Raw genomic sequence first — 19,574 nt, 5'->3', positions numbered from 1 at the left:
GCCCTGAACACGCCTCAGCGGCGCCAGAACTCGGGCGAGAAGAGGGCCAGGATCGCCAGCGTCTCGATCCGGCCGACGATCATCGCGCCGGCCAGCACGCCCTTGGTGAAGTTCGGCAGCCCCGACCAGCCCTCCCAGGGGGCCGAGGCCACGCCGGCCGTGCCCTCGAAGGCGGGGGTCAGAGGGATGGCCCCGGCCAGGGGGCCGGTGTTCGTCAGCGCCGCGATCGAGAGGATCGTGGCCGTCTCGAACTCCACCGCCTCGATCGAGACCAGCGTCACCACGGCCGCGATCGACATCGCGAAGAGCATGAAGAAGATGAAGGCGAGGTAGGCCCCCTCGCGCCGCAGGCGCCGGGCGATGCGCCCCCCGCCCGAGACCGAGCTGGGATGGACGATCCGCTCCAGCTCGCGCTCGCCGTGGCGCGCGAGGGCGTAGACGCGCAGCAGCTTGACGCCGCCCGCCGTGGTGGCGACCCCGCCGCCCATCATGGCGAGGCCGGCGAGGATCAGGCCCGGCGCTGTCAGCCCCGACCAGGCCCGCGCCCCCTGCCAGTCGGCCGAGTTCCAGCCCGTCGTCGTCAGGTAGCTCAGCGCGTTGAACAGCACGCCCCAGAAGGCAGCCAGCGCGTTGCCGAGGTCGCGGATCTGCAGGGGCTGGTCAGGGCCGATGCTGGCGACCTCGATGGCGCCGAGGAAATGGCGCCCGAAAAGCACCGCCGTCACCAGCAGGACCAGCGCGCCGGCCATCCGCAGCTCGGGATCGGCGCGCAGGCTCTCGGTCGCACGCAGCTCGCCGCCGCCGGGCCAGAAGCGCCGCGACAGGGCCGGGATCAGGAACAGGAAGACCAGCGCCTCGCCGCCGAAGCCGCTGATGTCGCCGGGCGTGCCGAGGACCGGCGAGATGCCCGAAGTCGCCAGCGTCCCCATCGCCCGGCAGAGCGCCAGGAACGAGGGATCGCCCGCCAGCAGCAGCGCCACCCAAAGCGCCAGCGTCAGCGCCAGATAGGGCGGCAGCACCGCCAGCGCGCCGCGCGCGAGGCGCTGCACCGGGTCGTTGACCCGCGTGTCGAAGGCCGGGTCCGACAGATGCGGCTGAAGGCGCCGCGGATCGGCCGAGCTTGGCAGCCGCTCCATGTATTCCTGCCGGCTGTAGGGGCTGATCATGATCTCGAAGCCGCCGACCCGCAGCGGGGCCAGGATCGCCACCGCCGCCACGAGGATGAAGAAGCCGCCCATCCAGCCGACCAGCGCCCGCCAGAGATGCAGCGGTTGCGGCAGAAGGTCCGCGGAATAGAGCGAGGCGCCGGTCGTGGTCAGCGACGAGACCATCTCCCACCAGGCGTTGAACCAGCCGGTGTCGGGCAGGCTCTCGGCGAAGGGCAGCGCCAGCAGCAGCGGCAGCGCGCCGAAGACCGCCAGCATGTTCAGCAGCATGTCGCGGGCCGAACGTCCGCGCGGATTGGCCTGCGTCGCAAGGCCGATCAGGCCGCAGAAGATCAGGATCAGCAGCGCCGCGTAGAAGAAGTTGCGCGCGATGGCGGCGTGGCCCGTGATCGAGGCATGGGCCGCCGGGATCAGCATCATCAGCGCCGACAGGCCCGACAGCATCACCAGCAGGGGAAGGCAGCGCAGGTAACGCAGCATCGCCCCCGCCTCAGAAGAAGTCGATCGAGACCTGAAGCAGGCGCTCGACCTCGGGGACATCATCGGTCAGGGCGAAGATCAGCACGATGTCGCCCTCCTCGATGCGGGTGTCGGCATTCGGCATCATCACCCGGTCGCCCTTCTGCACCGCGCCGATCAGGGCGCCTTCGGGAAACTCGATGTCGCGGATCACGCGGCCGGACATGGGGCTGGTGGACAGGACCTGCGCCTCCATCACCTCGGCCTCGGCGTCGCCGATGGAATAGATGTCGCGCACCCGCCCGTGGCGGATGTGGCGCAGGATGGTCGAGACGGTGGTGGCGCGCGGGTTGATGTAGGCGTCGATGTCCAGCGCCTCCATCAGCGGCACCAGGGTCGGGTCGTTGATCAGGGCGATGGCCATCTTCGCCCCCGCCTGCTTGGCCCGGACCGAGGCGAGGATGTTCGTCTTGTCGTCATCCGTCACCGCCAGCACCGCATCGGCGTGCGGCACGCCCGCCTCCTCGAGCAGCTCGGCCGACAGGCCGTCGCCGTTCAGCACGATGGTGCGCTCAAGATGGTCGGCCGCAAATTCGGCGCGGGCGCGGTTGCGCTCGATCAGCTTGGCGCGGATGCGCTCGGTGCGGCTTTCCAGCGCCTGCGCGACGGCGAGGCCCACGTTTCCCGCCCCGATGATCGCCAGCCGCTCCTGCTTCTGCGGCGGCTTGCCGAAGATGTCGAGCGTGCGCGGCACGTCGTCCACATGGCTGAAGATGTAGACCTGATCGCCCGCGAAAAGCTGGTCGCCCGGCTCGGGCGCGAACAGCCGCCCCTCGCGCCGCACCCCGACGACGATGGCGCGCAGGCTCGAGAACAGCTCGGTCAGCTGCCGCAGGGGCGTGTTCAGCGCCGGGCAGTCCGGCTCGAGCACGATGCCCAGAAGGTGGATCCTGTCGCGCAGGAAGGTCTCGACATCGAAGGTCGAGGGCGCGGACAGGCGCTGCAGGGCGGCCTTCGCCACCTCGCGCTCGGGGCTGATGACGACGTCGATGGGCAGATGCTCGGTCCGGTAGAGATCGGAATAGATCGCGTCCAGATAGGCGCCCGAGCGCAGGCGCGCGATCTTGCGCGGGATCTGGAAGACCGAATGGGCCACCTGGCAGGTGACCATGTTCACCTCGTCCGAATGGGTCGCCGCGATGATGAGATCGGCGTCGCGCGCCCCGGCCCGGTCGAGAACGTCGGGATGGCTGGCAAAGCCGGTGACGCCCTGCACGTCCAGCGCATCGGTGGCGCGGCGGATCAGCTCGGGGTTGTTGTCGATGACGGTGACGTCGTTGCGCTCGCCTGCCAGATGGCGGGCGATCTGCCAGCCGACCTGTCCGGCGCCGCAAATGATGATCTTCATCCCTGCCCTCTTGGCATGATGGCGCCCGTGCGCCGCCCGGTCCCCTGCCTATGCCGGGGCCGGGCCGCACGCAAGCGCCGGGCGGCCGGCTGCCTACTTGCCCAGCACCATCTCGTCGTCGCTGCGCATCCCGCCCACGACGCCGAGCGATTTCAGCTTCCGGTGCAGGGCGCTGCGCTCCATCCCGACGAACTGCGCCGTGCGGCTGATGTTGCCGCCGAAGCGGTTGATCTGGGCGACGAGGTATTCCCGCTCGAACATCTCGCGCGCCTCGCGCAGCGCCATTGCGGTGATCTGCGGGCCAAGGCTCAGCGCGTCGCTGTGGTCGGGCGTGGCGCCCTGTGGCTCCAGCTCGGCGGGCTGGATGGGGCCGTGACTCTCGGCCAGGATCAGCACCCGCTCGATCACGTTCCGCAGCTGGCGGATGTTGCCCGGCCAGCGCATGGATTGCAGCGCGGCGACCGTCTCCTCGGGCAGCTCGCGCGGGGTGAGGCCCTGCGCGCTGTGGAACTGCTCGATGAAGTGGCGGGCCAGCAGGGCGATGTCGTCGCGCCGGTCGGCCAGCGAGGGCACCGCGATGGGCACCACGTTCAGCCGGTCGAACAGCTCCTGCCGGAAGCGGCCGGCGGCGATCTCGGCCATTAGGTCGCGATTGGTCGAGGAGAGGACGCGCAGGTCCACCCGCACGCGGTCGGTGCCGCCGGCGCGGATGAACTGCTGCTCGGTCAGCACGCGCAGGATCTTGGGCTGCGTGCCGAGGGGCATGTCACCCACCTCGTCGAAGTAGATGACCCCGCCATGCGCCTGCTCCAGAAGGCCCGGCTCGATCCCCCGCTCGGTGCTCTCGCGGCCGAAGAGGACCTCCTCCATCCGCTCGGGCTCGATGGTGGCGCAGGGAACGGTGACGAAGGGCGCCTGCGCGCGGGGGCTGTGGGCGTGGATGTAGCGCGCCGCCAGCTCCTTGCCGGTGCCCGGTTCGCCGGTCAGCATCACCCGGCCGTTGGACTTGGCGACCTTGTCCAGCGAGTCCCGCAGCCGGCGCAGCGCCGCCGACTGGCCGAGGATCTCGCCCGCCCGCTCGCCCCCCCGGCGCAGGCTGGAGTTCTCGCGGCGCAGGCGCGAGGTCTCCATCGCGCGGTTGATGACCACCATCAGCTGGTCGATGTTGAAGGGCTTCTCGATGAAGTCGTAGGCGCCCTGCTTGATGGCCGCCACGGCGATCTCGATGTTGCCGTGGCCCGAGATGATGATGACGGGCACGGCCGGGTTGTTGCGCTTGACCTGCTTGAGGATGTCGATCCCGTCCATCCGGCTGTCCTTGAGCCAGATGTCCAGGATCATCAGTGCCGGCTCGCGCTCGTTCAGGCTTGCCACCGCCTCGTCCGAATTGGCGGCGGTGCGGGTCTCGAAGCCCTCGTCCTTCAGGATGTCCGCGATCAATTCGCGGATGTCCCGTTCGTCGTCGACGATCAGAATGTCGCTCATGGTGTCGCCTCGTCTTTTTCTTTTCTGCTCTTGGTTATTGGCGCGCGCACCGGATGGCGTTCGCGCGGAAGCCGGATCTCGGCCATGGCGCCGGTCCCCTTGTCGTCGGGGTCTTCGGGCGCATCCGTGAGGGACAGGCTGCCGCCATGCTCCTCGACGATCTTCTTGACGATGGGCAGGCCGAGGCCGGTGCCCGTGCTCTTCAGCGTGACATAGGGCTCGAAGAGGCGCGAGCGGTCGGCGGGCAGGCCGGGGCCGTTGTCGATGATGCGGATGCAGACGGCCTCGGGCTCGGCCTCGAGGGTGACGGTCACGCGCGCCGCCCAGCCTTCGGACGCAGTTTCGGCAGCTTCCTCAACCGCTTCGCCAGCGTTCTTCAGAAGGTTTGTCAGCGCCTGCCGCATCATGCCCGCATCGCAATCGACGATCACCGGCTGCGCGGGGATGCGCGCCTCCAGCGCGCCGCGCAGTGCGTCCTGCTGCAGCAGCACCACCTCGCGCAGAAGCGCGGCAAGGTCGGTCTCGGCGCGGTCCGGCTCTGGCATGCGGGCGAAGCGGCTGAACTCGTCCACGATGCGGCGCAAATCGCCGGTCTGGCGGATGATCACGTCGACATACTGGTCCAGCGCCGCCCGGTCCGCCTCGGGGGCCAGGGGGCCGAACTTGCGGCGCAGCCGCTCGGCCGACAGCTGGATCGGGGTCAGCGGGTTCTTGATCTCGTGGGCCACGCGGCGGGCCACGTCGCCCCAGGCCGCCATGCGCTGCGCGCTGACCAGCTCGGTCACGTCGTCGAAGGCAACCACGTAGCCCTCCAGCGCGCCGTCGGCGGCGCGGCGGACGGCCATGCGGACCAGCAGGCTCTCGACCCGGCCCTGCCGCATCAGCCGCACCTCGTCCTGCACCGTCTCGGCGACGGACGAGGAGAGCCGCTCGAAGAGGGGCGCGAATTCCGGCACCAGCTCGGACAGCAGCGCGTCGATGTCGCGCTTGGGGTCCAGCCCCAGCAGCCGGCTGGCCGAGCGGTTGACGAAGTCGATCTCTAGGGCGGCATCGAGGCCGATCACCCCCGACGTCACCGAGGACAGCACGTTGTCGAAGAGCCGCCGCTGCTCGTCGCTGATGCGGTAGCTTTCCACCAGCTCGGCCCGCTGCGTCTTCAGCTGGCGCGTCATGCGGTTGAAGGCGGCGCCGAGGGTCTGGATCTCGTCGCCGGTGCGCGGCTCGGGCACCTGCACGTCCAGATTGCCGCGCCCCACCTGCTCGGTCGCCTGCGCCAGCAGCCCGATGGGCCGCGACAGGCGCGAGGCGAACCACATGCCCAGCCAGATCGCCGCGCTGATCAGCAGAAGCGCGAAGCCCAGATAGACCAGCGAGAACTCGAACAGGACGCGCGCGCGCATCTCCTCCAGCCGGCGGTAGTCGCCGACCGTCGCGCGGGTGTCGTCCAGCAGTCCCAGAAGGCTGCCGTCCACGTCGCGCGTGACGTAGAGATAGCGGTCGGCCAAAGGCGGCAGCGCGACGAGGGCGCGGAACTCGTCATTGGCCCAGTCCTCGATCAGCGCCAGCCCCTCGCCCTGGGCCTCGTCCAGCTGCGCGCTGGCCGGGGCCTCGTACCAGAAGAGATAGCTGCGGTCTCCGCGCGCCCGGATCTCGCCGGCGCCGTTGATGATATAGGCCTCGCGCAATCCGCGCTGGATGAGGCCCTGCCCCTGCACCAGAAGCTGGCGCATTTCGGCGTCCTCGATCAGCGGGTTGGCGCGGCCGGCCTGGATCAGAACGCCCGCCAGCGCGCGGGCATCCTCGGTCAGGTCGCGCCGGTGCTCTTCCTGATAGGCTTCGGCGGCGGCCTGCGAGGTGGTCACCACCTGCTGCACCCGGTCCGAGAACCAGCCCTCGAGCCCGATATTGACAAGAACGCCCGCGAACAGCGCGACCAGCACCGTCGGCACCAGCGCCAGCCCGGCAAAGATCGCGACCAGCCGGCCGTGCAGGCGCGAGGCCGGGGCATTCTGCCGGCGCGCCTGGATCAGCCGCGCCATGCGCGCCACCACGAAGCCGATCAGCAGCGCCAGGTAGATCAGGTCCAGCAGCAGGACGAGGCGCAGCAGCTCGCCGCCCATCCCGCGCCCGAGCGGTCCCAGCAGCGCCATCGTGGCCAGCGCCAGCGCGATGCCGGCCAGCAGCATCGCCCAGTTCAGCATCGATCGCCACTGGCGCGGCAGGCGCAGTCGCGCCAGCCGATCCCAGCTCAGACCCCGCCCTGCCCGGTATGCGGCCCCTGACATATCCCCCACTCGCCGTCTGTCGCGGCTTTCCGAAAGCAGCGCGCCCAGCCCGACGTGGCCTTTGCGCTGCGACCTGTGGCGGTTTTACATCAGTTTGCGGCGCCGTGTCACCTCGATATTCAGCTCGGTCAGTTTCTTGCGCAGCGTGTTGCGGTTGATCCCCAGAAGATCGGCACAACGCAGCTGGTTGCCGCCGGTGGCGTCCAGCGCGACCTGCAGCAGCGGACGCTCGATCTCGCGCAGGATGCGGTCGTAGAGGCCCGGGGGCGGCAGCGCGTCGCCATGCAGGTCGAAATAGCGTTGCAGATGGGCCTCAACGCTGTCCGACAGGCGGGCGTTGGCGGCGGGCATCGGGATGGCGGGCGCCTGGTCCAGCCCGTTCTGCGGCGCGCCGGTCATGCTGGCGCCGAGGCTGGCGGGCGCGGGCATCCGCATCCCGGCCTGCTGGTTCAGCGCCTCGCGCATCTCGGTGCCGCTGATCTGCGGGCCGCTGGCGGTCAGGGCGAGGCGGCGCATCATGTTCTCCAGCTCGCGCACGTTGCCGGGGAAGGGATGCACGCGCAGCGCGGCGCTGGCCTCGTCCGACAGGCCCCGCTCGGGCAGGCCCTGCGCGGCGGCGCGGGCCAGAAGGTGCGCGGCCAGCGGCAGGATGTCGTCCACCCGCGCCCTGAGCGGCGGCACGCTGACCGTGACCCCCGCCAGCCGGTAGTAGAGGTCCGAGCGCAGCCGCCCCGAGGCGACATCGGCCTGCGGGTCCGGCCCGGTCGTCGCGACGATCCGGGGCGCCGAGGCGCGGTCGGGGCCGCTTTCCAGCGCCTCGATCAGGCCGATCAGCCGGGCCTGCGCGGCGGCATCGAAGCCCGCCGGGTTCTCGATCACCAGCGTGCCGCCCCGCGCCTTCTCGCCCGCGCGCGCCACCGCCTCGTCCCCCGCATCGGCCGAGGTGACGAAGGCGAGGCCGTTTCCGCGCCGGTCCGACAGCTCGTGGAAGCTGCGCGCGATGGTGGTCTTGCCGACCCCCGCCTCGCCCGCGATCAGCACCGGCAGGTCGGCGTTCAGCACCCGCGCCACCATTCGGAAGAGCGCCTGCATCGAGGGCGCGTGCCCGATCAGCGGCATGGCCGGGTCTGCCGCCTCGCGCGGGGCGGGCAGCGGCTCGGGGACCGGGTCCGACTTGCGGGGCCGGCGCGAGAGGGCGAGGTTCGCCTTGCTCATCAGGTCGGGCAGATCGAAGGGCTTGGGCAGATACTCGAAGGCCTCGGCCTCGGTCGCGCGGATGGCGGTGACGATGGTGTTCTGCGCCGAGATCACGATCACCGGCAGGTCCGGGCGCATGTCGCGGATGGCGGGGATCCGGTCGATGCCGTTGCCGTCGGGCATCATCACGTCGGTGATGACCAGATCGCCCCGCCCCTCCTCGACCCATTTCGAGAGCTGGGCGAGCGAGCCGGTCGCATGGACCCGGCAGCCGGCGCGGGTCAGCGCCTGCGTCAGCACCGTGCGGATGGTGCGGTCGTCGTCAGCGATCAGAACGGTTCCGTCCATGGGGTCGGTCCTTATGCCTTGGGCAGGGAAATGCGGAAGACGGTGCGGCCGGGGCGGCTGTCCACCCGGATCAGCGCGCCGTGGTCGGTGATGATCTTGCTGACCAGCGCCAGGCCGAGGCCGGTGCCGTTCTCGCGCCCCGACACGAAGGGCTCGAAGACCTGGTCGGCGATGGCGGGGGGAAAGCCCGGCCCGTTGTCCTCGACTTCGATCTGCAGGGGCAGCGGGCGGCCGACCGGATCGGCGGCGTCCGGCGGCAGCCGCAGCGTGTGGTCGTAGAAGCTGCGCAGGCGGATGGTGCCGCCCGCCTTGCCCGCCAGCGCCTCGGCCGCGTTCTTCACGAGGTTCAGGCAGACCTGCATCAGCTGGTCGGCATCGGCCAGCGCCATCGGCAGCGAGGGGTCGTAATCGGTCACGATCGCCACGTCGCGGGCAAAGCCCACCGTCGCCGAGCGGCGCACCTGCTCCAGCACGTCGTGGATGTTGATCGGCTCGAGGTTGGGGGCCGAGGTGTCGCCGAAGCGCTCGACCTGCTCGAGCAGGGCGACGATGCGGCGGGATTCGCTGACGATCATCTCGGCCATCTCGCGATCCTCGGGCGTCGCGTTCATCGCCATCAGCTGCGCCGCCCCGCGGATGCCGGCCAGCGGGTTCTTGATCTCGTGGGCCAGCATCTCGGACATGCCGATGGCGCTGCGGGCGGCGCTGCGGACCGAGCGGGACTGGTGCAGCCCGTCCATCTCCTGCGGGACGATCAGCAGCGTGACGGCGCCCCCGGTCTGCCCGCCCGGCCCCAGATGCAGCGCCGCGCGGCGGGTCTGGTGCCCGCCCGCCCGATCGCCGATCTCGAAGGTGATGCCGGGATGATAGAGCGCCTCCTGCATCGCCGCGACGCGCAGCGCCAGCGGCGCCACGGGCGGCGAGATGCGCAGCCGCGCGCCCAGGTCCTCGTCCTCGAGCGCGCGGCCGAGGATCGAGTTGCGCGAGATGTTCAGCCAGATCTCGGCGGCCTCGTTCATCGCCGCCACCCGCCCCCGCGCGTCCAGGATCAGCGCCGGCAGGGGCAGCACGTCCCAGCCCGGCCCCGGCGCCGCCTCGACGAAATCGCGCGGGCGCGGTGCGTTCATGCGGCGACCCCCTCCGCCTCGGCGAAGGCCAGCCGGACGAGGCGCAGCGTCTCGGCCGGGCTGTCGGCGCGCAGCATCTCGGTCCGCAGTGGCGCGCCGTTCGCCTCGGCGTACCAGCCGAGATGCTTGCGCGCCACGCGCAGGCCCAGCTCGCGCCCGTAGAGGCCGAGGATGCCCTCGTAATGCGCGGCCACCAGGTCGGCCAGCGCCGCGCCCCGCGGGATCACGGGCGCGGGCGTGCCCCACAGCCGGTGGGCGATCTCGGCCAGAAGCCAAGGCCGCCCCTGCGCGCCCCGCCCGACCATCACCGCCTCCGCGCCCGAGAGCCGCAGCGCCTCGGCCGCGCTGGCCGCGTCCGCGATGTCGCCATTGGCGACCAGCGGCGGGCGGTGGGGCAGGTTCGCCACCCTGCGGATGGCACTCCAGTCCGCCCGGCCCTTGTAGAACTGCGCGCGCGTGCGGCCATGCACGGTCAGCATCTGCACCCCGGCATCCCGCGCCCGCGCCGACAGCTCGGCGGCGTTCAGGCAATCCGCGTCCCAGCCAAGCCGCATCTTCAGCGTGACGGGCACGTCCACCGCGCCGACGACCGCGTCCACCAGCGACAGCGCATGGTCCAGATCGCGCATCAGCGCCGCGCCCGACAGCCCGCCGGTCACCTTCTTGGCCGGGCAGCCCATGTTGATGTCGATGATCCGCGCGCCCATGCCCTCGACGATGCGCGCCGTCTCGGCCATCGCCCCGGCCTCGCGGCCGGCGATCTGCACGCTGACCGGCAGCCCGCCCTCGGTCAGCGCCTTGGCCCGCACCGCCGCCCGGGTCGACGGTCGGGGCGTCACCATCTCGGTCGAGGCGACCATCTCGCTGACCAGAAGCCCCGCGCCGAAGCCCGCAACCACACGGCGGAAGGCCAGGTCGGTGATACCCGCCATGGGTGCAAGGAACACCGGCGGGCCCAGATGCGTGTCGCCAAGGATGATCGGATCTGGAAGCTGCATATCGTCTCCTTCGCCTTGCCCCTGCCCGCCCGCAAGGACAGCAGTGCAGCCGCGCGCTGCCCATTTCGCGGGCGGCAGGTTGTTGCCTTGCAATTAAGCACATCGCCGCGCGTTTGGGCAGGGCGCACCTCGCCGCGCGGGCCTGGCGGCCGCGGAGGTCCGCAAGCCGCAAGCCCCTAGTCCAAACCGGCGCACAAGGCAAACGGCCGCGCCTGCGGCACCGCGACCGCGACGGCGCGGTTCTGCCCAATCTTGCGCCGCCCGCTTGCCGCAGCGGACCGGGATTGCTAACGCTGGCCGGGACAGTGATCCAGAACCAGAAGGCCAAAGCCCATGCTCACGCGTCTTGCCCTCGTCGCGCTTCTCACCCTGCCCGTCGCCGCCTGCGAGAGCGAGGCGATGATGGACCTGCGCCGCAACCTGGGCGTTGGCGGCGCGGCCGAGGAGGACGCCACCGGCGAGGTCGCCGCCCCGGCCGAGCCGCGCGGCCCCGTCGTCTCGCCCCTGGTCCAGCCGATCGAGACCGGCACCGCCGAGCCGCGCGCCGTGGCGACGATCGAGCCCGTCACCTCGCAGACCGCCGCCTTCATCGCCCGCGGCGCCGAGCCCTTCTGGAACGTGCAGATCGCGGGCAACAGCGCCGTCTACCGCGCCTCCGAGGCCGAGGCGGGACGCAGCATCGCCGTGAACCGCATCCCCTTCACCGGCGGCGTCGAGTATATCGGCGTGCTGAACGGCCGGCCCTTCGTGGTGAACCTGCGCCCCGTCGCCTGCCGCGACGCCGCCGGCGCCCGCCAGCCCTTCACCGCCCGCCTGACCATCGGCGGCGAGACCCGCGCGGGCTGCGCCGAGCCTGGCGCCGTGGCGACGCCAAGCGCCGACGCGGCCGCGAACGCCCCCGCCACCAGCGGCTGACCTGCGGCCGGGGCGGTCACGAAACCGTGTCTCGCCCCGCGCGCAATTCCCTGCGAAGCGAAGAAGACCCGCCTGCCCTGTCCCGCGACCCTTCCGCCCGAAAGCCGCTCGACCGCCCGACCGAAAGGATGACGACCATGCGCCGCTCGCCCCTGACCCGCCAGTTGATGGTCACGACGCTGCCGCTCGCCATCCTCGCCTTGACCTGCGGCGGCACCGCAATGGCCGAGCCGACGCTCGGGCGCAACATGTCGGCTTTCGGCCTTGCCGGCGGGATCGAGACGCCGACGGCCGAGGTCCTGCCCGAGGGCACGCTGGCCGGCACCGTCACCAAGAACCAGCACGACCAGCGCAACAACCTGACCTTCCAGGTCACGCCGCGCCTGACGACGGTTCTGCGCTATGCGCGCGTGGACGGGATCAACGATCACAACAATCTCGGCTACATCCGCGACCGCTCGTTCGACCTGCGCTTCAGCGTCGTGGACCAGGAGGGCTGGCGCCCGGCGATCGCCATCGGCCTGCAGGACTTCCTGGGGACCGGGGTCTATTCGGGCGAATACATCGTCGCCACCCGCGACATCACCCCCGCCATCCGCGCCAGCGTCGGCCTGGGCTGGGGCGTGCTTGCCGGCCGGCCGCGCGTCATCGACTCGCGCGATCTGGGCGGGACGGTCAGCGCCAGCGAATGGTTCAGCGGCGGCGCGCGGCCCTTCGCCTCGGTCTCGTGGCAGGTGAACGACCAGCTGAGCCTGATCGCCGAATATTCGAACGACCGCTACGAGACGCGCTACAGCGGCGGCACCACCCGCGACATCGACTTCGAGCCGAACCGCCTGAACTTCGGCGCCAGCTACCGCGTCGGCCGCAACTACGAGCTGGGCCTATACAGCATCGGCGGCGAGACCCTTTCCGCGCAGTTCACCGTGGCGCTGAACCCGCGCGCGGCGGCCTTCCCCTCGGGCCTCGAGAAGGCGCCCGCGCCCGTCCGCCCCCGCCCGAACCCCGCCGCGGACCGCGAGGCGTGGTCGGCCGAATGGGCGCAGGACCCGACCGCGCAGCCGGCGATCCAGAAGGCGCTCGGCGACGCGCTGGCCAAGGAAGGGCAGATCCTCGAGTCGATGGCCCTGACCGCGACCCGCGCCGAGGTCCGCATCCGCAACACCCGCTACCTGCAGCAGTCCCAGGCCATCGGCCGCACGGCCCGGCTGATGACGCGCGCCCTGCCGGCCACGGTCGAGACGCTGGTCATCACCTCCTCGGCCGACGGGCTGCCGACCTCCTCGCTGACCGTGCGGCGCAGCGATGTCGAGCGGCTGGAGAACACCGAGGTCGGCCAGATCGCGCAAGCCATCGACCTGTCGGACGCGGTGCCGCGCCCTGCCGGCCTCGTGCCGACCGAGGGGGTCTTCCCGCGCTTCCGCTGGCGCGTGGGGCCGTATTTCGATCTCGGCATCTTTGATCCGGCCGAGCCGCTGCGCTACGAGGTCGGCGCCGAGGCGCGGGCCAGCTACGAGCTGCTGCCGGGCCTCGTCGCCTCGGGCGCGATCCGCCAGCGCGCCTTCGGCAACATGAGCCAGCGCGGCCCGGGCATCCCGCGCGAGGACGACATCTGCGAGGAGATCGGGCGCTGTGGCCGCGGCGAGCACTTCACGCCCGAGGAATACCTGTCGAACCCGGACTTCGAGAGCTATCGCGGCATTCCGCGCGTGCGCTCGGACACGCGGATGTATCGCGGCGCGACCAGCCCCGTCATCCCCGAGCTGACGCTGGCCTGGTTCGCGAAGCCGTCGCAGGACATCTACAGCCGCGTCACCGTCGGCCTGCTGGAGCGCGCCTATGGCGGGGTCTCGGCCGAGGTGCTGTGGAAGCCCGTCAACTCGCAACTCGCCTTCGGGGTCGAGGTGAACCGCGTGCGCAAGCGCGACTTCGACGGCCTCTTCGACTTCCGCGACTACGAGGTTACCACGGGCCATGTCTCGGCCTATTACGAGCTGCGCCAGGGCTTCACGGCGCAGCTGGATGTCGGCCAGTATCTCGCCGGCGATGTCGGCGCCACCGTCCGCCTGACGCGCGAGTTCGAGAACGGCTGGCGCGTCGGCGCCTATGCGACCAAGACCGACATCTCGGCCGAGGATTTCGGCGAGGGCAGCTTCGACAAGGGGATCTCGCTGTCGATCCCGGTCAGCTGGGCGGCGGGCACGCCCACGCGCGAGCGTGCGGGCAGCACGATCCGCTCGCTCTCGCGCGACGGCGGGGCGCGGCTGGAGGTCCAGGACCGGCTCTACGACAAGGTCCGCGACAGCCATTCAGTCAAACTGCAACAGGGCTGGGGGGCCTTCTGGCGATGAACATGCTGCGTGGATCGAACCGGATGCTCGCCCTCGCGGCGCTGGCCCTGCTGGCGGCCTGCGGCAACCAGGGCCCGGGCGTCGTCGGCCAGGCCGTCCAGCAGGTCGTCACGAGCCGCCTGCCCGGCGCCGAGCCTGCCGCGGCGCCCGCCGCGCCCCGCTCCGACGCCGAGCGCGCGGCCGAGGCGCTGCAGGTCAATCCGGGCCCGCTGATCCAGGTCGGCTTCGAGGAGTTGAAGCAGACGCAGATCATGGCGATGACGGGCCAGAACGGCGCGATGCGGACCTACATGAACCCCGCCGAGGAGGCGGTCATCCTGCGCGGCGGCATGATCGTCGGCACGCGCGGCATCCTCGGCCAGGACCTCGCCGTGGCCGAGCCCGGCACCGAGGGGCTGATCCGCGCGGGCGCGTCCGGAACGGGCACGCGGGTGATGCGCTATCTGGGCGGCGACGGGCTCGAGCGGCCGCTGCGCTTCGCCTGCACCGTCGCCCCGGCCGCGCAGGGGCTGGTGCAGGAAAGCTGCGAGGGGCACGGCACCTCGTTCCAGAACACCTACGCGGTGCAGGGCGGCCAGATCCCGGTCTCGCGGCAATGGGTCGGGCCGGGTATCGGCTATGTGACGATCGCCACGCTGCGCCCCTGAGGCGCGTGGCCGTTCAGCTGGAGGGCCGGTGCGCTGCGCCGGCCCTTTGTGTTGGCAGCGTATCGGCAGGTGCCGTCCTGCGCGGCGCGGCCGCCGGGGGCGCTTCGCCCCCCGGGCCCCCGAGGATATTTCGGCACAGGAGAGGCAGGAGGCGCGGGATTACAGCACGACCTGATGCCACGACGAAAAGGGGGCCGACCCGTCGGGCCGACCCCCTTTGAACAGACCGGATCGCTCCGGTCGGTTCGAAATCAGCTGTCGTCGTCGTCCGAAGCGACGGCGGCGATGACGGCCAGCAGCAGCAGGGCCGGGACAACCAGGCCAGCGTTGGTGGTGGCAGCGCGCTGCTCCACAACGACGGGCTCGACTTCGACGACGGGGGCAACGAAGCCACCAGCCAGAGCCGAGGTAGCCGACAGGGAGAGAGCGGCAGCGAAAGTAGCAAATTTGGTCATGATCATGCTCCGTTTCATTGAAGGCTGCCGTCTCCGGCAACATCGATGCGACAGTTACACAATCCCGGCGGGTTGAAAAGCAGCATTAAATCAAATCCGCCGAGGGGTTGAGCGCACTGTTGCATATTGGCAAACACCCTTCGGGTCGCTTCGTTCCGCCGCCCCGAAGGCCGCCGCGCGACTGTGGCAAATCTGCACACGCGGGCTTCGGACGGCCGTGCCGGCTGCAGTTTCGGCTTGCGCCGCAGACCTTCGCTGCACGCGTGCCGTGTGTCAGCCGCCGGGGAGCAGCAGCAGTTCGGCGGTGACGCAGACGGGGTTGCGACCCGGCGCCAGCAGCCCCCGCCGAAGGCGGCCATCCAGGCCCGTGGCCGCGATCTGCAGGCGCAGGCCGTCCGGGCCGACCACTCCGGCCTCGATCAGGAATTCGGCCGCCTCGCCCGGGACCGGGGGTTCGATCAGGAAGCGCGCGCCGATCAGGCTGCCGATCCCCTCGATCCGCGCCTGCGGCAGGTTCAGGCTGTGGATCGCCCGCGCGAGATCCTCGTTCGGACGCAGGCGGCAGAGCCAGGCCGGACGTCCGCCCGCGATCAGCGGCGCGGGCACGGGCGCGAAGATGGGAAAGCGCGTCTCGGGGTCGTGCTCGCGCCGGAAGGCGGCGCCCGAGAGGCCCCATCCCACCACGACCACATCCTCGGCCAGAAGGCTCTCGTCGCCGAGAAGGTGACCCATCACCGGCGGCGCGTCGACCCCGGACCAGACCCCGTGGCAGTGGCAGAAGGGCCTGCCGTTATCGGTGCCGACATGCAGACCGCCCGCCCCGACGCGCGCCCGCGCAAGGTGGCGGGGGGCGCTGAACCACGCCACGCGGCCGTCGCCCGGCGCCGGGGCCGGGATGACATGGACCACCGGCGACAGCACCGCGCCGTCCAGCCGCAGGTAGCCGGCCGTGAAGCCGGCCGCTGCCAGCGCCTCGGTCGCAGCCGTGAAGATCGGCCGGCCGGCGCGCAGGCGCAGCGTCAGCGGATGCGCCCGGGCCGGCAGCGCCTCGAGGCGCGGGCCGGTGACCGGGCCGGGATGGGTGAGGTGCGGCAGGCTCATGCCGCCGGCCATTCGCCCCGAGCGATCAGCTCCTCGCGCACCATCTTGCGGGTGATCTTGCCATAGGCTGATTTCGGCAGCGCCTCCCACAGGACCATCCGCCGGGGCAGCTTGTAGCGGGCGATCCTGCCCTCCAGCCAGTCCAGCACCGCCTGCGGCTCCGGCCGGGCGCCCGGCCGCGGCACGCAGACGGCAAGCCCCGTCTCGCCCCAGACCGGGTCCGGCGCGCCGAGGACCAGCACCTCGGCAAGGTCAGGATGGGTCAGCAGCTTCTCCTCGATCTCGCGCGGGTAGATGTTCGAGCCGCCGGAGATGTACATGTCCGAGGCCCGGCCGGTCAGGTAGAGGAACCCCTCGGCGTCCAGATGCCCCAGATCGCCGGTCAGGAACCAGCCGTTTTGGAAGGACTTGGCGTTCGCCTCGGGGTTCTGGTGATAGCCGGCGAAGACGGCGGGGCCAATCACCGCGATCTCGCCGGTCTCGCCCGGGGGCAGCTCGCGCCCTTCGGCGTCCTGCACCTGCACCTGCATGCCCGTCCGCGCGAAGCCGCAGGTGCCGATGCGCATGGCCGCGTCATCGGCCGAGTGCAGCGCGGGAGGCAGGACGGTGATGTTGCCCGTCACCTCGCCGAGGCCGAAATACTGGACCAGAACCGGGCCCAGCTTTTCCAGCGCCCGCACCTGGTCGGCCCGGTACATGGGCGCGCCGGCATAGATGACGTGGCGCAGGGAGGAGTGGTCGAAGCGGTCCACCGCCTCGTGCTCGACCAGCAGCTTCACGATGGTCGGGACGGTGAACATGTTGGTGACGCGGTGCTCCTGGACCAGCGCCCAGATCTCGGCCGGATCGAAGCGCTCGCCCGCCGGCAGGATCGTCGGCACGCCGCGCGCGACCTGCGCCAGCTGGTGGATGCCGGCCCCGTGCGACAGCGGCGCGACGACCAGCGAGGCGCCGTCCTCGGTGGTGCCGGGCATCAGGTCGCACAGGTGGTTGGTGACGACGAAGGCCATCTGGCCATGGGTCAGCACCGCCGCCTTGGGCCGCCCGGTCGTCCCCGAGGTGAAGAAGAACCAGCAGGGATCGTCGCGCTGCACCTCCGCCTCGGGCGGCAGGGCGCCTGCGTGGCGGGCGACCAGCGTGTCGTAGTCGGTCCCGAAGCTGCTGGTGCCGATGGAGATGACCGCCTCGACCGAGCCTTTGCAGGCGGCGGCGTGATCCGCGAACTCGGCGCCGCAGAGCAGCAGCTTCGCGCCCGACGAGGCCGCCAGAAAGGCCAGATCGTCCGGCGCGCCACGGAAGTTCGCCGGTACCCAGACCGCGCCGACGCGCCAGCAGGCGAACATCGCCTCGAACATCTCAAGGCAGTTGGCGGACTGCACCAGCAGCCGGTCACCCTTTTGCAGGCCGTAGTCCTGGACCAGCGCCTGCGCGAAGGCCCCGGCGCGGGCCTGCATCTCGGCCCAAGGCGTCCGCGCCTCGCCCTTGATGAAGCCGGGGCGGTCCGGAAAGCGCCGGGCGTTCTGCGTCAGGAAATGGCAGAGGTTCATCACCCGCGTCGAGACAGGGGTCATCGCGCCCGCTCCAGGATCGAGACGTAGTTCGCGACCGCCGCCCCGCCCATGTTGAAGACCCCGGCCATCGTGGCGCCCGGCAGCTGCATCTCGCCGGCCTCGCCGGCCAATTGCATCGCGGCAATGACGTGCATGGAAACGCCTGTCGCACCAATGGGATGGCCCTTGGACTTGAGGCCCCCCGACAGGTTCACCGGCAGCCGCCCGCCCCGCGCCGTCACCCCGTCCCGGATGACGCGATGGCCCTGCCCCGGCGCGGCGAGGCCCATCGCCTCGTATTCCAGCATCTCGGCGATGGTGAAGCAGTCGTGGCTTTCCACCAGCGACAGATCGTCCAGCGTGACGCCCGCCGCCTCGAGCGCCTGGCCCCAGGCAAGGCGCGCGCCGCGGAACTCCAGCACGTCGCGGCGCGACAGGGCCATGATGTCGCTGGCCTGCGCGCGGGACCGGAAGGCGATGGCGCGGCGCATCCCCATCGCCGTTTCGGCATCCGCCAGCACCAGCGCCGCCGCCCCGTCCGAGATCAGCGAACAGTCCGAGCGCCTGAGCGGGCCCGCCACGCGCGGGTTCTTCTCGCTGACCGTGTTGCAAAAGGCGGTGCCGAGGTCCTTGCGCATATGGGCATAGGGGTTCGCCATCCCGTTCGCGTGGTTCTTCGCGGCGATCATCGCCAGCGCCTCGGACTGGTCCCCGTGGCGCTGGAAGTAGCCGGCCGCGATCTGCCCGAAGAGGCCGGCAAAGCCCGCCTCGACCTCGGCCTCCTCGCGGCGGTAGCTGGCGCCCAGCAGGATGTCCCCGACCTCGGCCGTGGGCACCCCCGTCATCTTCTCGGCCCCGACCACCAGCGCGATCCGCCCCCGCCCGGAGGCGATGAAGTCCATCGCCCCGAACAGCGCCGCAGAACCGGTGGCGCAGGCATTCTCGTAGCGCGTGGCGGGCGTATGGGCGAAGGCCTCGTCCCCCATCGCGACCAGCGCCGCCTGGAAGTCCTGCCGGGAAAAGCCGTTGTTGAAGACGCCGACGAAGATCCCGTCAACATCCTCCGCGCCGATGCCGGCATGATCCAGCGCCGGGCCAACGGCGGCGGCCATCAGCGCCTCGGTATCCTCCAGCTCGGACTTGCCGAAGACGGTATGCCCCCAGCCCACGATCATAGGATCTGCCATCTCATCCTCCCTGACGCGGCGCGACCTGCGCCAGCTTGCGTTCAATCCGCGCCGCCTCGGCCCGCAGGCGCTCCAGCAACTCGGGCCGGCGCGCCTCGCGCATCCGGCTGTCGACGGCGGCGATGGACAGGGCCCCCGCCAGCCGCCCGCCCGGGTGGCGCAGCGCCACCCCCATCCCCCAGGAGCCCTCGAAGATCAGCCCCGGGTTCAGCGCGAAGCCCTGCGCCGCCGTCTCGGCCACCAGCGCCGGCAGCCGCGGCGCGTAATGGGGAAAGGCCCGCGCCAGATGGGCGGCGTTGGCGGCCATGACTTCCTCCCGCTCGCCCTCGGGCAGGGCCGCCAGCAGCGCCAGCGAGCCTGCGCCGACGCCAAGCGGATGCATCTGCCCCGGCACCAGCGCATGGGTGCGGATCGGATAGGCCCCGTCCTCGCGCAAGAGGCACAGCGAGGACGCGCCGCGCCGCACGGACAGCAGCGCGGCGTCCCCGACCTCCTGCGCCAGCCGCATCACGCTTTCCCCGGCCAGCCGCGCCAGCCCTGGCCGCTGCGCCGCCATCGCGCCCAGAACCTGCGCCTGATCGCCCAGATGATAAAGGCGGCTCGCCTCGTCCTGCGCGACCATGCCCGCCCGGATCAGCGCCAGCACCAGCCGCCGCACGGTCGCCTTGTTCAGCCCGCTCCCCGCGACCAGCCCCGACAGCGACACCCCCTCGACGCTGCGCCGCCCGATCAGGTCCAGCAGCGCCATCGCCCGGTCCACGCTCTGCGTGCCGCTCGGCCCCTCCGGGTCCGCATGATGAACCTCATCCCGCTCGGCTCGCATCGCTCTCGCTCCTCCTGCACCAAGGATGACGAGAATGCGCGACGGAGTGCAAGATTATTCTTGCAAACCCGG

Annotated in this window: 15 protein-coding genes; 3 read left to right on the top strand and 12 right to left on the bottom strand. The window is 71.2% G+C overall.

The window, feature by feature from the left end:
* Positions 1-14 precede the first annotated feature (14 nt).
* The 7 genes from BLP73_RS01690 to dusB all read right to left on the bottom strand — a co-directional run bounded on the left by BLP73_RS01690 (position 15) and on the right by dusB (position 10,473).
* Complete coding sequence (locus BLP73_RS01690) at positions 15-1,646, bottom strand: potassium transporter TrkG (RefSeq protein ID WP_090739773.1); 1,632 nt, start codon at positions 1,644-1,646, stop codon at positions 15-17.
* A 10-nt stretch (positions 1,647-1,656) separates the two neighbouring features.
* Complete coding sequence (trkA, locus tag BLP73_RS01685; RefSeq protein ID WP_090739772.1) at positions 1,657-3,033, bottom strand: Trk system potassium transporter TrkA; 1,377 nt, start codon at positions 3,031-3,033, stop codon at positions 1,657-1,659.
* A 93-nt stretch (positions 3,034-3,126) separates the two neighbouring features.
* Positions 3,127-4,518 carry a nitrogen assimilation response regulator NtrX gene (ntrX, locus tag BLP73_RS01680; protein WP_090739771.1) on the bottom strand — a complete coding sequence of 464 codons (1,392 nt, stop codon included), beginning with the start codon at positions 4,516-4,518 and terminating at the stop codon, positions 3,127-3,129.
* Positions 4,515-6,803 (bottom strand): sensor histidine kinase NtrY-like, encoded by a 2,289-nt coding sequence (locus BLP73_RS01675; RefSeq protein ID WP_090739770.1) that lies wholly within the window; start codon positions 6,801-6,803, stop codon positions 4,515-4,517. The genes ntrX and BLP73_RS01675 overlap by 4 nt, the downstream gene beginning before the upstream one ends.
* A gap of 84 nt (positions 6,804-6,887) precedes the next feature.
* Positions 6,888-8,348, bottom strand: coding sequence for a response regulator (locus BLP73_RS01670; RefSeq protein WP_090739769.1), 1,461 nt, complete (start codon positions 8,346-8,348; stop codon positions 6,888-6,890).
* Positions 8,349-8,359: 11 nt separating this feature from the next.
* Complete coding sequence (locus tag BLP73_RS01665) at positions 8,360-9,475, bottom strand: two-component system sensor histidine kinase NtrB (RefSeq protein ID WP_090739768.1); 1,116 nt, start codon at positions 9,473-9,475, stop codon at positions 8,360-8,362.
* Positions 9,472-10,473: a tRNA dihydrouridine synthase DusB gene (gene dusB, locus BLP73_RS01660; protein WP_090739767.1), complete on the bottom strand. Its 1,002-nt coding sequence runs from the start codon at positions 10,471-10,473 to the stop codon at positions 9,472-9,474. Before dusB ends, BLP73_RS01665 begins: the two co-directional genes overlap by 4 nt.
* Before the next feature lie 333 nt (positions 10,474-10,806).
* On the opposite strand from dusB, the gene BLP73_RS01655 reads away from it, so the two are divergent.
* From BLP73_RS01655 to BLP73_RS01645, 3 genes are all read left to right on the top strand, one after another.
* Positions 10,807-11,388, top strand: a complete 582-nt coding sequence (locus tag BLP73_RS01655; protein WP_090739766.1) for a hypothetical protein — start codon at positions 10,807-10,809, stop codon at positions 11,386-11,388.
* Positions 11,389-11,525: 137 nt separating this feature from the next.
* Complete coding sequence (locus tag BLP73_RS01650; RefSeq protein WP_090739765.1) at positions 11,526-13,739, top strand: YjbH domain-containing protein; 2,214 nt, start codon at positions 11,526-11,528, stop codon at positions 13,737-13,739.
* Positions 13,736-14,386, top strand: coding sequence for a YjbF family lipoprotein (locus BLP73_RS01645; RefSeq protein ID WP_245686499.1), 651 nt, complete (start codon positions 13,736-13,738; stop codon positions 14,384-14,386). The genes BLP73_RS01650 and BLP73_RS01645 overlap by 4 nt, the downstream gene beginning before the upstream one ends.
* Before the next feature lie 251 nt (positions 14,387-14,637).
* Here the strand turns inward: BLP73_RS01645 and BLP73_RS01640 are convergent, their stop codons facing one another.
* From BLP73_RS01640 to BLP73_RS01620, 5 genes are all read right to left on the bottom strand, one after another.
* On the bottom strand, positions 14,638-14,841 hold the full coding sequence (locus BLP73_RS01640; protein ID WP_425415678.1) for a hypothetical protein: 204 nt from the start codon (positions 14,839-14,841) through the stop codon (positions 14,638-14,640).
* 273 nt (positions 14,842-15,114) lie between these two features.
* Positions 15,115-15,942 carry a PPC domain-containing DNA-binding protein gene (locus BLP73_RS01635; protein ID WP_139165871.1) on the bottom strand — a complete coding sequence of 276 codons (828 nt, stop codon included), beginning with the start codon at positions 15,940-15,942 and terminating at the stop codon, positions 15,115-15,117.
* Positions 15,939-17,513 (bottom strand): acyl-CoA synthetase, encoded by a 1,575-nt coding sequence (locus tag BLP73_RS01630; protein ID WP_090739762.1) that lies wholly within the window; start codon positions 17,511-17,513, stop codon positions 15,939-15,941. Before BLP73_RS01630 ends, BLP73_RS01635 begins: the two co-directional genes overlap by 4 nt.
* Complete coding sequence (locus BLP73_RS01625) at positions 17,510-18,679, bottom strand: acetyl-CoA acetyltransferase (protein ID WP_090739761.1); 1,170 nt, start codon at positions 18,677-18,679, stop codon at positions 17,510-17,512. The genes BLP73_RS01630 and BLP73_RS01625 overlap by 4 nt, the downstream gene beginning before the upstream one ends.
* 1 nt (position 18,680) lies before the next feature.
* On the bottom strand, positions 18,681-19,502 hold the full coding sequence (locus tag BLP73_RS01620; RefSeq protein WP_090739760.1) for an IclR family transcriptional regulator: 822 nt from the start codon (positions 19,500-19,502) through the stop codon (positions 18,681-18,683).
* Positions 19,503-19,574: the final 72 nt, after the last annotated feature.

The organism is Paracoccus tibetensis, assembly GCF_900102505.1.
Lineage (GTDB): Bacteria > Pseudomonadota > Alphaproteobacteria > Rhodobacterales > Rhodobacteraceae > Paracoccus > Paracoccus tibetensis.
The sequence above is the reverse complement of the archived record's forward strand: the minus strand, read 5'-3'. Positions and strand labels throughout refer to the sequence as shown.